Below are 13546 nucleotides of genomic sequence, written 5' to 3'. Positions count from 1 at the left end.
GTCTTTTCCATGACCGCCGATGTAATACCCTGGCCCGACGCAGACGCCGAGAGATACCGAGCGGCGGGGTACTGGCGAGGGGAGACCTTCGCCCAGTTCCTGGCCGCACGCGTACAGGCCCACGGCGACCGTCCGGCCGTGGTGGACGACCGGACGCGGCTCAGCTACGCCGAACTGGATGACCGGGCCGACCGTGTGGCGCACGGTCTGCGACGGCTCGGCATCGGCGCCGGAGACCGGGTCCTGGTCCAGCTGCCGAACCGCGCCGAGTTCCTGCTCCTCTGGTTCGCCCTGATGAAGATCGACGCGGTGCCGGTGCACACCCAGCCGGGCCACCGCAGCAGCGAGATCACCCATCTGGCACAGCTCTCGGACGCGGTCGCCTACGTCATCCCCGACATGCACGCGCAGTTCGACCATCGCCGACTGGCCGAAGCCGTGCGGTCGGCCAGCCCGGCCCTGAAGCACGTCGTCGTGGTCGGCGATCCGGGTGCCGGCACCGGGTTCACCTCCTTCGCGGACCTGCTGGCGACCGAACCGGCCGGAGAGGCGGTCGAGTCCGCCGCACGCGGCGGGGACATGGCGCTGCTGCTGCTCTCCGGGGGCACCACCGGACTTCCCAAGCTGATCCCCCGGACCCACGACGACTATCTGTACAACTCGCGTACCGCGGGCGAGGTGTGCGGCCTGGACCGGAACACGGTCTACCTGGCGGCCCTCCCGGTGGCCTTCAACTACACGATGAACTGCCCGGGCGTGCTGGGGACGCTCGCAGTCGGCGGCACCGTCGTGCTGGCGAGCAACCCCGATCCCGGCTACTGCTTCGACCTCATCGAGCGTGAGCGTGTCACCATCGCCGCCATCAACCCCCAGCTGGCGCCCGTCTGGCTGGACGAGGCGCAGCAGTCCGACGCCGACCTGTCCAGCCTGCGGGTACTGCAGATCGGCAGCGCCCGGCTGGCCGACGAGATGGCCCGGCAGATGATCGCCGGCTTCGGCTGCACGATCCAGCAGGTGTTCGGGATGGCCGAGGGCCTGCTGTGCCTGACCAGGCTCTCCGATCCACCGGATGTCGTCAGCACCACGCAGGGCAGGCCCATCTCCCCCGCGGACGAGGTGCGGGTGGTCGGCCCGGACGACCGGGAGGTGCCCGAGGGAGAGGTGGGCGAGCTCCTCACACGGGGCCCGTACACCCTGCGCGGGTACTACCGTGCGGCGGAGCACAATGCCAAGAGCTTCACCCGGGACGGGTTCTACCGCACCGGCGACCTCGTGCGCCGCCTCCCCTCCGGGCACCTCATCGTCGTGGGACGGTCCAAGGACCAGATCAACCGCGGCGGCGAGAAGATTCCGGCCACCGAGGTCGAGGGCCACCTCCTGGCGCACCCGGCGATCCGGTCCGTCGCCCTCCTGCCCGCCCCGGACCCGGACCTGGGCGAGCGTTCGGTCGCCTTCGTCGTGCCGGCCGGCGGGCAGGCTCCCGGCCGGCAGGACCTTGCCGCGTTCCTCGCCGAACGGGGTGTGGCCGCCTACAAGGCACCCGACGAGGTGCGCGTCCTCGACGCGATGCCCCTGACCCCGGTCGGGAAGATGGACAAGAAGGTCCTGGCCGAACGGCTGAGGAACGGGTCGGCCGCATGACGTCTCCTCCCTCCCGGCCGGCCCGCCTCGACGGCCTGCTGGCGGCTGCGGCCCGCGACCACCCGGACGCGGTCGCCGTCACCGACGGCAGGAGGGCGGTCACCTACCGGAGCCTGGAGCAGACGGTCCGCGGCATCGCCGGTGCCCTGTCCGCCGCCGGTGTGCGCCCCGGCGACCGCGTCGGGGTGTACCTGCCGAAGGGCGTGGACGCCGTCGCCGCCGTCTACGCCGTACTGAGGTCCGGCGCCGTCGCGGCTCCGCTCGACGTGGGAGGGCCGCACGAGCGCACGGCGCGGATGGTGGAGAACGCCGGCGTCGGTTTCCTGATCACCTCACCGGATACGGAGGCTTCGGCCGCGCAGGTCGGGGAGCGGGTGGGCCACGGCCCGGCACCGGCCGGACACCTGGCACCGGGCCTGTCGGTCCTCCCGCTCGTCCGGCCCACGGCCGACCTCCCCCAGGCGACCGGCGGCGGGTACCTGCTGTTCACCTCGGGCAGTACGGGATGGCCCAAGGGAGTACTCCTGTCGCACGGGAACGTACTGCACTTCGTGCGGTGGGCCGTCGACGAGCTGGGGGTGCGGTCCTCGGACCGGATCGGCTCGCAGTCGTCGCTGACCTTCGACCTCAGCACCTTCGACATCTTCGGCAGCGCGATGTCGGCCGCCCGTCTCGTTCTCCTGCCGGAGCCGCTGAAGGCGTTCCCGCGCGACGTGGTGCGCTGGCTGGCCGCCGAACGGATCTCCGTCTTCTACGCCGTACCGACCCTGTACCAGGCCTTGCTGCACAAGGGGGGCGTCGAGACCACGCCGCTGCCCGACCTGCGTGTCGCGGCGTTCGCCGGCGAGCCCTTCCCGGCGGGGGACCTGGAACGCTGCGTCAGCGTCCTGAAGGCGGCTGAGTTCTACAACCTCTACGGTCCGACGGAGACGAACGTCTGCACATTCGAGAAGTTGCCGCCCGGGTGGACCGCCCGGGACGCCCTGCCCGTCGGCAGGGCCATCGCGGGGGTCCACGTCAGCCTCGTCGACCGGGAGCACCGCGTCACTTCGGACGAGGGGGAGATCGCCGTCGCCGGCCCGACGGTCTTCCTCGGCTACCTACAGGACGGTCGGCTGCGCGAGCACACCACCCCGATCACACTGGAGGACGGCACCACCCGGCGGGCCTACCTCACCGGCGACCTGGGCCACTACGGCGGCGACGGAAGGATCCATCTGCGCGGGCGCCGCGACCACCAGGTCAAACGCCGGGGGTACCGGATCGACCTGCTGGACATCGAGAGCGTCGTGCAGGAGATCCCGGCGGTGCGGTCGTGCGCCGCGGTGTGGACGGACCGGGACCGCGGCGGGGGGCGGATCAGGCTCTACGCCGTTGCCGACGGCGTGTCGGAGCAGCGGCTTCGCGAGGCCGTCTTCGAAGTGCTGCCCCGGCACATGATGCCCGACCACGTGCACCTCGTGGACCGGCTGCGGCTGACCGACCGGGGAAAGATCGACCGCGAATCACTGGCTTCGGCGGAACCGACACAGGGAAGAGACCATGGAAAACGTCGATGAGCTGTGCAAACTGATCCAGGAGACCGTCGGCGAGACCCAGGGAGCGGCCGGTGAGGAGATCAGGCCCGACACGCCGCTTCTCGTGTCCGGGCTGCTGGACTCCCTGACGATCATGAAGATCGTCACCCAGGTCGAGGAGCGCACCGGGGCACCCTTCCCGGAGACCTCCGTCGTCGCGGCGAACTTCCGCACGCCGGCCGCGCTGTGGGACGCCGTCGAGGCCGCCAGGGGCGCCGCGAGCAGCGGGAGCGCGCTGTCATGATGTTGTCGGCCCAGGACACCGAGGTCGAGAGCTCGGTCGCGGACTGGGCGCGCCTGGCCGAATCCGCGCTCACCGGTCTCGACGACGCCGATTTCCGCACCCGCTGGCGGGCGCTCGCCGCGTTGGGAACACTGGGCGACGCACCGTCGCCGCGCAGGGACGAAGTTCCCCGACCGGGGCCGGTCACCGGGGCCGTGGCCGCCGTCGAGGGGATCGGCCTGGCCGGGACGGAGGCCGGACTGTGCTACGCGATGGCCTCGCAGCGGTTCGGTATCCAGTTCCCCCTGCGCGCCGTGCTGCCCGAGCGGACCTGGCGGGACCTCGGCGATGTGGAGGGCGGTGAGGTGCTGCTGTGCCACGCCCTGACCGAGGAGGGCGGCGGCAGCGATCCCCTGTCGATGACCACGCGCGCCGAGCGCCAGGCGGACGGCACATACCTGCTCACGGGCCGGAAGTCGTTCGTGACGGCCGCTCCGGTCGCGGACGTCGCCCTGGTGTTCGCCCGCACCGCCTCCGAGCGAAGTCCCTTCGCCCTGTCCCCCTTCCTGGTCGACCTGCGCGCACAGGGGGTCGAACGGGACGGCCCCTTCCCCAAGACCGCGCTGGTCGAGGCGCCGATGGGTTCCCTGGAGTTCACCGGTGTCCGTCTTCCGGCGGACCGGCTGGTCGGCGAGGAGGGTTCGGGACTCGCCCTGCTGACCGTCACCACCGCCTGGGAGCGCGCCCTGCTCCTGTCCTACGCGCTCGGGCCCATGCGCAGAGTGCTCGCCCGTACGGTCGAGTGGTGCAGGTCCCGGAGGCACTTCGGGCGCAGGATGGGTTCGAGTCATCTGGTCGCGGCACGCGTGTCCGACATGGCGCTCGCCCTCCACCGCTCCCGGGAACTGGTCTACCGGATCGCCGCGCGCCTGGACGGCGGCGCACGCCCCCGGCAGCTTTCGGCCGACGCCGCGCTGACCAAGATCTCCGTGGCCGAGGACTACCTGAGGTTCGCCCAGCAGGCCGCCATGCTCGGCGGCGTGCGCTCCTTCATCGAGGAGTCCGGGCTCACCGCCGATCTGCTCACTCCGATGGCGGCGTCGACCTATGCGGGCCCGAACGACCTGCTGCGTGTAACGGTCGCCCGTGAGCTGGGGCTTCCCGTCGAGAACTGACTCCGCTGGACCGGACGAAAAGAGTCACATGCACACCATCGACGCACAGGACTCCGGAACCGTCACCGAACGCGTCCGCGCGGTCGCCGAGAAGCTGGCGACCCGCGCGGCCGATGTCGACCGCGGTCTCCTGGAGCCGCACCACGGCTACCGGCTGGTGCGGGAGGCGGGGCTGCTGACGCTCCTGGTTCCCCGGCAGTACGGCGGTGAGGGCCTGTCCTTCCTGGACTACACCAAGGTGCTGGAGACGCTGGCCACCGGCGACGGGGCCACCGCCCTCGGCTTCAACATGCACAACGTGGCCATCGGCTCCCTGTGCGAGACGGCCGGGACGCGGCTTCCCGAGGCGGCCGAGCGGTTCCGGGCCTGGACCTTCGACCAGATCGTCCGACACGGGCGGATGTTCGCCTCGGCGACCTCCGAGACGGGGTCCGGCGCGAAGCTCCGAGGCGTGCAGGCCACCTACCGGGCCTCCGACGACGGCTTCGTGCTGAACGGCACGAAGTCCTTCGTGTCGCTGGCCGGGGTCGCCGACCACTACGTCGTGGCGGCCCGCGCGGAGAGTGCCTCCGAGGCCGACGAAGTCTCGCACTTCGTGGTCGCGAAGGACGACCACGGCGTCACCTTCTCGGGTGTCTGGGACGGTGCGGCGCTGCGGGGGACGCAGACCGCGACGATGTCGATGGACGACGTAGCGGTCCCGCGCGACAGGCTGTTCCTCGGAGTGGAGGGCATGTCGCTGTTCAAACTGGTACGCGAGCCGCACTGGATGGTGTCCGGCTACATGGGCGCCTACCTGGGGATCGCGGAGTCCGTCCTGCGGTTCATGGTGGATTTCCTGAAGGGCAACGAACGCCGCCGCGCCTCGGCGGTCGTCCAGTCGGAGGTGGGCGAACTCGCCGCGCGGCTCCAGGCCGCGCGCGCCCTGGTCTACTCGGCCGCGCGGCTGGTCGATGAGCGGAAGGGAAGCCTGGAGGCCAACACCGCGGTGCACGCGGCCAAGTACTGCATCGGCGAACTCGCCCCGCGCCTGGCACTGGGCGCCGTGCGGATCTGCGGCGCCGGCTCACTGCGCACGGCCAGCCCCCTGGACCGCCTGCTGAGGGAGGCGTCCTTCTGCTCGGTCATGCCGGCCAAACCGGACGAGTGCCTCGAGTACATCGGGAAGGCGACGCTCGGCTTCAACATGTTCAACACCCGTAATTTCGCCTGGTAGACCACGAGGAGACAGCAGGGTGCCGGAGATCGAACTCACGGACGGGCCCATCGAGTACCGCCTGATAGACGGGCCCGCGGACCGGGAACCGCTGGTGTTCCTGCACGAGGGACTCGGCTGCGTCGCCATGTGGGGGCGGTTCCCCGACACGCTGGCGCGTGCGGTCGGCCGGCCGGCGCTGGTCTACTCCCGGCACGGCTACGGCGGTTCGGGACCGGTAGACGGCCCGCGGCCGGTCACCTACATGCACCGGGAGGCCTCCCGGGTGCTTCCCGAGCTGGTGGAACGCCTGTCACTGGAGCGTCCCGTCCTGGTGGGACACAGCGACGGTGCCTCCATCGCCCTGCTGTACGCCGCCGACCGCCCCGTGACCGGACTGGTCCTCCTGGCGCCGCATGTCTTCGTCGAGCCCGAGACGCTGGCGGGGATCAGGGCCGCCCGGGAGCTCTACCGCGAGAGCGGGCTCGCCGGGCGGCTGGCCCGGTTCCACGACGACCCCGACGCCACCTTCCGGTCCTGGTCGGACGTCTGGCTGTCCCGTGCGTTCCGCGACTGGAACATCGAGGACAGGCTGCCGCACGTCGAGGCACCGGTCCTCCTCGTCCAGGGGGACCGGGACCAGTACGGCACGGTCCGCCAGCTGCGCGCCGTCGAGGAGGGCGCGGCGGGGCCGGTCGAACGGGCCGAGATCGAGCACTGCGGGCACTCCCCCCACCTGGAGCGGCCCGAGGAGACCCTGGAAGCCGCGGTGGACTTCCTGGGCGCGTCCTCGGCGGGTACCGCTATCCCCCGTCGGTGACCGCGGTGTGCAGCCGCCACCCCCGGACGCGGCTGCGCTCCTCCCAGAACCTGCGGTAGAGCCCGTCCTGGGCGAGGAGTTCGTCGTGCGTCCCCGACTCGGTGACCCGGCCCCCGCTCAGCACGAGGATCTGGTCGGCCGCCACCACCGTCGGCAGCCGGTGTGCGATGACCAGCAGGGTGCAGCGTCCGGACAGGGCACGCAGGGTCTCGGAGATCGCCACCTCGTTGACCGGGTCGAGGGCCGCGGTGGCCTCGTCGAGCACCAGGACGGGCGCCTGCTTGAGGATCGCCCTGGCCAGGGAGACGCGCTGGCGCTCACCACCGGACAACGCGGTGCCGCCCTCCCCGACGGGGGTGTCCCACCCCTGCGGCAGCCGTTCGACGATCTCGTCGACGCGAGCCAGCCTCGCGGCGTGTGCGACGTCCTCGTCGGTCGCGTCGGGCCGGCCGACGCGCACGTTGTCCGCGATGGTGCCCTCGAACAGGTAGACGTCCTGGAAGACCATGGCGACGCTGGAGGCCAGGTCGCCCGCGGCGAGCTGCCGCACGTCCACTCCGCCGATGCGCACCGACCCCTCGTCGACGTCCCAGAAGCGGGCGATCAGCCGGGTCACGGTCGTCTTGCCGGAGCCGGAGGGCCCGACGAGGGCCGTCATGCCCCCGGCCGGGATGGTCGCGTCGAGGCCGTCGAGGACGGGGGCGTCCGCGGTGGATCCCGGATAGCGGAAGCGGACCCCCGCCAGTTCGATGCCCGCGTCGGCCGGCCGGCGTGGTCGTTCGGGTTCCGGCAGCGGAGGCGTCCGGAAGAGCTCGTCCAGCTGCTCCAGCCTGTTGCGCACCGCCCGCAGGGCGCCGCCGGCGTCACCGAGCGCGGCCACCGGCTCGCTGAACCGCACCACGAGCACGGCCAGGGCGATCAGTTGCGCGGGATCGACGGTGCCGGTGAGGGCGAGCCCCGTGGCGACGGCCAGCAGGAAGGTCACTGACAGCTGGACGGTCACACCGAAGGCCCCGCGTGCCGCGGACGTCCGCCGCAGCTGCCGGCGCCCGGCGTCGTGCTGCTCGGCCATCGCCTCGTCGAGCCAGTCGTTCTCCGCCCGTTCCCGGCCGAAGGCCCGGATGACGGGCTGGGAGCGGGCGAACTCGAAGATGCGGTCGTTGGCGCGGGCCACGGCCTCGTCGACCACCTCGTCGGTGTGCCCGATCGCCGCCGCGGACCGGCGGTAGGTCAGGTGGAGCAGCGGGATGGTGGCCGCCATCGCCGCGGCCAGTCTCCAGTCGAGGAACAGCATGGCCACGAGGACGGTCAGCGGGCTGACGATCGCGGTGACCAGGGGCGCGAGGAGGTGGGCGAACAGCATGGTGATGTCACCGACGCCGGCCGTGGCCAGCCGGGTCAGGGAGCCGGGCCTGGCCGTGGCGAACCATCCGACGCTGAGCATGGACAACCGGTCGCCCAGGCGGCGGTAGAGGACTCCGGTGGTGGAGACGGCCGTCCTGAAACCGAGCAGTGCCTGCACGTAGTACGCCAGGCAGGTGGCGGCGGCGACGGCGGCGAGCAGGGCCGACCAGCGGACCGCGCCGGCGGTGTCACCGCCGAGCAGGGCCCGCAGCACCGGCACCAGCAGGGCGAAGGCCACGCCCTGGAGCACCGCGTAGACGATCACGGCCGCCAGGTGGGCCCTCATCGGCCGCAGTTGTCCCGGGCCGACGACACGGACGAGTTGACTGAGCACGGTGCTACCTCCGGATCAGCGGTTCGTGCGCGCGGCCGTCGGCGCCCGGGTCGGTGTACGCCTCCCACAGCCGCCGGTAGGCGCCGTCGGAGCCCAGCAGTTCGGCGTGCTTTCCACGCTGCACCACGCGCCCCCGCTCCAGTACGACGATCTGGTCGGCGTCCACGATGGTGTGCAGGCGGTGGGCCACGAAGAGCACCGTGCGGCCGGCCACCAGGGCTGACAGGGCGTCGTAGATGCTCGCCTCGGCCTCGGGGTCGACGAATGCGGTGGCCTCGTCGAGCACGATGATCGGGGTGTCGGCCAGCAGGGCCCTGGCGATGGCGACCCGCTGCGCCTCGCCGCCGGACAGCAGGGCGTCCTCGCCCACCACCGAGTCGTAGCCCCGGGGCAGGGCCGTGATGCGGTCGTGGCAGCGCGCGGCGCGGGCCGCCGCCCGGACGTCGGCGAGCGGGGCGTCCGGGCGGGCCATCCTGATGTTGTCGGCGACGGTGGCCCGCAACAGGCGCACATCCTGGAAGACGAAGCTCACCTGCCGGTAGAGGTCCTGCGTGGACATGCTGCGCACGTCGACCCCGCCGACGCACACCGAGCCGCGGTCCGGGTCGAAGAAGCGTGGCAGCAGCGCGGCCACGGTCGACTTCCCCGCCCCGGAGGGGCCCACCAGGGCGGTGACGGTACCGGGTTCGAGGACGATGTCGACATCTTGCAGGACGGGGCTGTCCGGGTTGTAGCCGAAGGTGACCCCGTCGAACTCGACCCGGGGTCCGGAGGGAGCCAGCGGGTGCTCGGGCTCGGTCAGAACCGGTGCGGCCAGCAGTTCGGCGATGCGGTCCGCGGCCTGCCTGGCCCGGCTGAACGCCTGCGGAGCGTACGTCACGATGGACAGCGGGGCCGTGACGGCCAGTCCGAGCAGCACGAACGGCAGCACGTCCACCGGGCGGACCCAGCCGGCGGCCGCGAAGGCCGTGCCGCCGCACAGCGAGGCCGTCAGCATGGCGGCCGGGGAGACCGACGCGTAGGACAGCGAACTCAGCCTCAGGATGGGTCCCTTGACCGCGGTGAAGGTGGCCATGTACTCGTCGACCGCCTTCGTGAAGCGCTCATCGGCACGGTCCCGCTGGCCGAAGGCCTTGATCACGGAGATGCCCTGGACGAACTCGATCACGGCCGCGTTGACACCGACGATAGCGGCGGCCAGGCGCTCGCCCTGCCGTCCGCTGCGCTTGCCCGTCATGCGGAACAGCACGCCGAACACCGGTGTCGTCACCAGGGTGACCAGCGTCAGGCGCCAGTCCAGGGCGAAGAGGTAGACCAGGGCCGCGACCGGCGTGACGACCGCCATCGTCAGGTCCGGCAGAGCGTGCGCGACGAGGTAGTGCATGGACTCGACGTCGTCGGCGAGCGCCTTCTTGACGGTCGCGCTGTTGCGGCTGGAGAACCAGCCCAGCGGCACCCTGCCGAGCCGGTGCGCGACGCGCCGCCGGAGACGCAGCTGGAACTCCATGTCCGCGTCGTGCAACAGGACGTAGCTCAGGGACTGGGCCACGAACCGCACCACCAGCGCGACGGCGGCGAACGACACGACCCACCACGCTCCGGCATGGTTCGGTTCGCTCGGCAGCAGGGCCAGGGCCAGTGGGTAGATCGCGATGAACGAGCCCAGCGAGCCGACCGCGGCCACGCCCTGCAGCACGACCCCGAGGATCATGCGGCCGCGCACCGGCCGCAGCAGGGCGCCCAGCGCGCCGCCCTCCCCCGGGCCGCCGCCGGACAGCCGGTCGCGGGCTTCCGAGGACCTGGGCATCACGCCTCCACGCCGTGCCGGGCCGTCTGCACGGCCGGCCGCCGCCGCGGGGTCCGCCCGCCGCGCGGTCCGGTCACGAGGAGGACCGGCCGGCCGGTCACTTCGATCTGTCGCGTGCTGGGACACATCGCATCACACACCCTCACGTTCACGTCGTTCCAGGCAATCCGCGGCGACCGCCGCGGGGAGGATCGGCAGCGTCCACGTACGGGCACCGGGGCGCACGGGGCCGGCGCCCTCTGCCTGCGGGAGCCGGCCGGAACCCTGTCCGGGGCCGGTGGGCCCGGCCGCCCGTGCGGTCCGGACACGGCACCCCGGAAGCGGCGGTGCCGGGGGAGCCCCCCGCGTTCCGCGCCGGGCGCGGTGCGCGCATCGCGGGTCCTCCCCGGTACGTCGGTCCGTGCGGTGATTCGGGGCGGGACCGTTCCCGCACCTCACCCCACGGCGCCGAGCGGCGACGGCCGCAGTGCCGGTCCGGCGGCCGCCGGCCGGAGTGCACGGACGGCGAGAGCGGCGGAGAACTGGTCGACGACCTGTTCCAGCGCCTCGAACGCCTCCGGAGCGATGGTCAGAGCACCGCTCTGCGCGACGTCGATGTCCGTGTCGAGCGTGAACCAGCCCGGGACGACGTGCGCGGCGCCCATCGCGCTGAGCACGGGCCGGAGCGCGTAGTCGATGGCCAGGACGTGTGCCTTGGTACCGCCGGTGGCCAGTGGCAGCACGGTCTTGCCGGCCAGCGCGTACTGCGGCAGCAGGTCGAGCAGGGACTTCAGCAGCCCCGAGTAGGCCGCCTTGTAGACGGGGGTACCGACCACCACGCCCTCCGCCCGCTCGAACAGGGCCGCCGCCTCGGCGATCGCGGGGTGTCGCGGGTCGGCGCCGAGCAGTGCCTCGGCGGGGAGGGTGCGCACGTCCAGCGGGACCACCTCGTGCCCCTGGGCGATGAGCCGGGCGTCCAGGTGCCGCAGCAGCCGGGCGGTACGGGAGGAGACGGAGGGGCTTCCGGAAACAGACAGGACAGTGGCCATTCGGGACCCTTTCGGGAAAACCGGGTGGACGGCGCCGGCGACGGCACGGCACGGAGCGGCCGCCGCAGTGGTCTGCCGCGGACTCGTGGACTTCCTCCTGGAGATCGCTGGGGCTCGGAGAGCTTCGGGCGGAACGGCACCGCCGCGGGGAACCGGGGTCCGAGGCCGGCCGTGAGGTCATCCACCGACCCGGGGGTACAGGTCGTCGGGGAGCTTCTGGCCGGCTTCCAGGTCACCCGGCTGTTCGACCCCGGGCACGGGCCGGTACGTCGCCTCCGCGTCGATGAGGGCCACGACGTAGGAGAGACGGATGGCCTCGGTCGTGTTGGCCGCGGCCATGTGGGCCGTACGGCCGTGGTGGAACGTGCAGTCCCCCGCCCTCAGCGGAACGGTGACCTGGGCGTTCCACCTCAGTTCCGGCCAGTGGCGGAACATGTAGCCGTCCGGGTCCGCGCTCATCTCCGAGATGTCCACGCGATCCGGGCCCGGGCGCTCGTGCGAGCCCTGCAGGAACGTCATGCACCCCCGTTCGACGGGCACGTCGACCAGCGCGATCCACGCCGTGAGGCTGGCCCGGGTGTCGAAGGGCAGGAACGTCTCGTCGTCGTGGAGGTTGGTCCGTGCGCTGCGGCGCGGTTCCTTGAGGAGCACGTCGCCACGCCACACGCGCAGCGGCATGCCCGCCAGCTCCTCGGCGGCGGCGCCGATGCGGGGGTGGAGCGCCAGGCCGCGCAGGGTCTCGTCGGTGCGCCAGACGTGTTCCGTGGAGACGATCTGGGTGTTGCCCGGATCGTCGCGCTTGCTGTGCTCGGCCACGGCCTCCAGCGAGGCTTCACGGTACCTGGGCACCTCGTCCCCGGAGAGGACGGCCGGAACGTGCACGAAGCCGTCGCTGCGGAAGTCCTGCGCCGCGTGATCCGGCAGGCCGTGCGATGCGGTGGGGCTGGTCACTGTCGTCATGTCGATCGATCTCCTCCGGCCACGGGACGCAGCACGCCGTCGGTGGCCAGCCGGGCCTCGAGAGGCGGGTGATCGGGTCGGCGCTCCGTCGGCGATAAGGACCGGAGGCACCGCGCACATCCTTTGCAACAGAGTGTCAGAAAGTAACCCGCCTTCACAATGCCTCCGGGGAAGGGACATCACCGGCTCCGGTGCCGGCGGGCGGCCGCGCCGTCCAGGAACAGGTCCAGTTTCCGCTCGAACCAGGCCTTCGGCGGGCCTGCGACGGCCGCTGCCAGGGCACCGCGCAGCCGGGGATCGTACTCCTCCATCCACGGCCCGAGCAGCTCACGGCGGCGCCGCTGCGCCGCACCGGCGGACGTGTCCCGCGTCCCGTCGCCGCCCACGGCCGGCGGAACGGCGAGGAACGCCTGCGTGACGAGCTCACCGAGCATGTCCACGATCAGCACCGCGTCCGCGGCGGCGAAGCCGAACTCCAGCAGCGCGAGCCCGATCCGGTTGCCGCGGTGCACCAGCGCCCGCCCGGTGAGCCGCAGGCCGGTGACCTCCTGCGCCAGCCCGGGATGGGCCGCGTACAGCCGCCAGTGCGCCCACCCCGTCGCCGCCAGGAAGGCACTCCAGTCGTCCCCCGGCTCGGGCCACTCGACCCTGTGCACGGCGTGGTCGACGGTCGCCGCGGCGAGCGCGTCGCGACTGGGAAAGTAGCGGTACAGCGTCGAGTGCGAGACACCCAGGCGTTCGGCCACGGCGGGCATCGTCAGCCGTGAGAAGCCGACGTCCAGAGCGGCGCGTACGATCGCCTCCCGGTCGGCCATCGGGGGACGCCCCATCCGCCGGGGCCCCGCACGTCCCGGCCCGCCCTCTTCGCGCCGCACTCCCATGGCACCTCTCCTTTCCCTCCCGCCGACCCCCTCCCCCGACCCCGCGGCCATCGTAAGGACGGCAAGGACGGTGCCGGGGGCCGCCTGCGCGGCGGCCCCGCCCCCGGGCGGGGCAGGGACGGGCCGCCTCCGCGGCGCCCCACCGGACGTCCTCCTACCTCAGGCCCGAAGGACTCATCGGAATGCCTCCCTCCAGCAGCCACTTGGCCACGATCCCCGCCCTGCTGCGCACGCCGTACCGGTCGTAGAGGCGCTGCAGGTGGGAGTCGACCGTGCGGATGGATATGCCCAGATGCTCGGCTATCTGTCTGTCGCGATGGCCGGCCGCGATAAGGGAAAGGATCTCGATCTGCCGCGTGCTGAGATTCATCGTCATCACCCTCATATTCGAGTTGCTCCACGAGACCCGGCCCGTCCGTCACCCTCTGCGGTGAAAGCCTCGTCCGCGCACGCGGTCGGATCCGGGCCCGCGTCGGCTCGCACGGTCCTGCGGGCCGCAGG

Annotated in this window: 12 protein-coding genes; 6 read left to right on the top strand and 6 right to left on the bottom strand. The window is 72.2% G+C overall.

The window, feature by feature from the left end:
- The first annotated feature begins 9 nt into the window (after positions 1-9).
- Genes ACGRHY_RS24930 through ACGRHY_RS24905 form a run of 6 tightly spaced genes read left to right on the top strand, consistent with a single transcriptional unit; the run spans position 10 to position 6631 of the window.
- Positions 10-1641, top strand: coding sequence for a (2,3-dihydroxybenzoyl)adenylate synthase (locus ACGRHY_RS24930; RefSeq protein WP_394637543.1), 1632 nt, complete (start codon positions 10-12; stop codon positions 1639-1641).
- Positions 1638-3200, top strand: coding sequence for an amino acid adenylation domain-containing protein (locus tag ACGRHY_RS24925; RefSeq protein WP_394637542.1), 1563 nt, complete (start codon positions 1638-1640; stop codon positions 3198-3200). Before ACGRHY_RS24930 ends, ACGRHY_RS24925 begins: the two co-directional genes overlap by 4 nt.
- The gene (locus tag ACGRHY_RS24920) at positions 3184-3462 is read left to right on the top strand and encodes an acyl carrier protein (protein ID WP_394637541.1); all 279 of its coding nucleotides are present in this window, start codon (positions 3184-3186) and stop codon (positions 3460-3462) included. Before ACGRHY_RS24925 ends, ACGRHY_RS24920 begins: the two co-directional genes overlap by 17 nt.
- Positions 3459-4616 (top strand): acyl-CoA dehydrogenase family protein, encoded by a 1158-nt coding sequence (locus ACGRHY_RS24915; protein ID WP_394637540.1) that lies wholly within the window; start codon positions 3459-3461, stop codon positions 4614-4616. Before ACGRHY_RS24920 ends, ACGRHY_RS24915 begins: the two co-directional genes overlap by 4 nt.
- A gap of 28 nt (positions 4617-4644) precedes the next feature.
- The gene (locus ACGRHY_RS24910; RefSeq protein WP_394637539.1) at positions 4645-5832 is read left to right on the top strand and encodes an acyl-CoA dehydrogenase family protein; all 1188 of its coding nucleotides are present in this window, start codon (positions 4645-4647) and stop codon (positions 5830-5832) included.
- Positions 5833-5851: 19 nt separating this feature from the next.
- Positions 5852-6631 (top strand): alpha/beta fold hydrolase, encoded by a 780-nt coding sequence (locus ACGRHY_RS24905; RefSeq protein WP_394637538.1) that lies wholly within the window; start codon positions 5852-5854, stop codon positions 6629-6631.
- Here the strand turns inward: ACGRHY_RS24905 and ACGRHY_RS24900 are convergent.
- From ACGRHY_RS24900 to ACGRHY_RS24875, 6 genes are all read right to left on the bottom strand, one after another.
- Positions 6615-8369 (bottom strand): ABC transporter ATP-binding protein, encoded by a 1755-nt coding sequence (locus tag ACGRHY_RS24900; RefSeq protein WP_394637537.1) that lies wholly within the window; start codon positions 8367-8369, stop codon positions 6615-6617. The two genes, ACGRHY_RS24905 and ACGRHY_RS24900, sit on opposite strands and share 17 nt — an antisense overlap.
- A gap of 4 nt (positions 8370-8373) precedes the next feature.
- Positions 8374-10176: an ABC transporter ATP-binding protein gene (locus tag ACGRHY_RS24895; RefSeq protein ID WP_394637536.1), complete on the bottom strand. Its 1803-nt coding sequence runs from the start codon at positions 10174-10176 to the stop codon at positions 8374-8376.
- A 434-nt stretch (positions 10177-10610) separates the two neighbouring features.
- Positions 10611-11204 carry an NADPH-dependent FMN reductase gene (gene ssuE, locus ACGRHY_RS24890; RefSeq protein ID WP_394637535.1) on the bottom strand — a complete coding sequence of 198 codons (594 nt, stop codon included), beginning with the start codon at positions 11202-11204 and terminating at the stop codon, positions 10611-10613.
- A gap of 177 nt (positions 11205-11381) precedes the next feature.
- The gene (locus ACGRHY_RS24885; RefSeq protein WP_394637534.1) at positions 11382-12164 is read right to left on the bottom strand and encodes a phytanoyl-CoA dioxygenase family protein; all 783 of its coding nucleotides are present in this window, start codon (positions 12162-12164) and stop codon (positions 11382-11384) included.
- Between the two features lie 179 nt (positions 12165-12343).
- The gene (locus ACGRHY_RS24880; RefSeq protein ID WP_394637533.1) at positions 12344-13045 is read right to left on the bottom strand and encodes a TetR/AcrR family transcriptional regulator; all 702 of its coding nucleotides are present in this window, start codon (positions 13043-13045) and stop codon (positions 12344-12346) included.
- 154 nt (positions 13046-13199) lie between these two features.
- The gene (locus ACGRHY_RS24875) at positions 13200-13421 is read right to left on the bottom strand and encodes a response regulator transcription factor (RefSeq protein WP_394637532.1); all 222 of its coding nucleotides are present in this window, start codon (positions 13419-13421) and stop codon (positions 13200-13202) included.
- Positions 13422-13546 lie beyond the last annotated feature (125 nt).

It is taken from the genome of Streptomyces shinuiensis, assembly GCF_043660855.1.
GTDB lineage: Bacteria > Actinomycetota > Actinomycetes > Streptomycetales > Streptomycetaceae > Streptomyces.
Note: the sequence above shows the minus strand (reverse complement) of the source record. Positions and strands in the feature narration are given on the sequence as shown.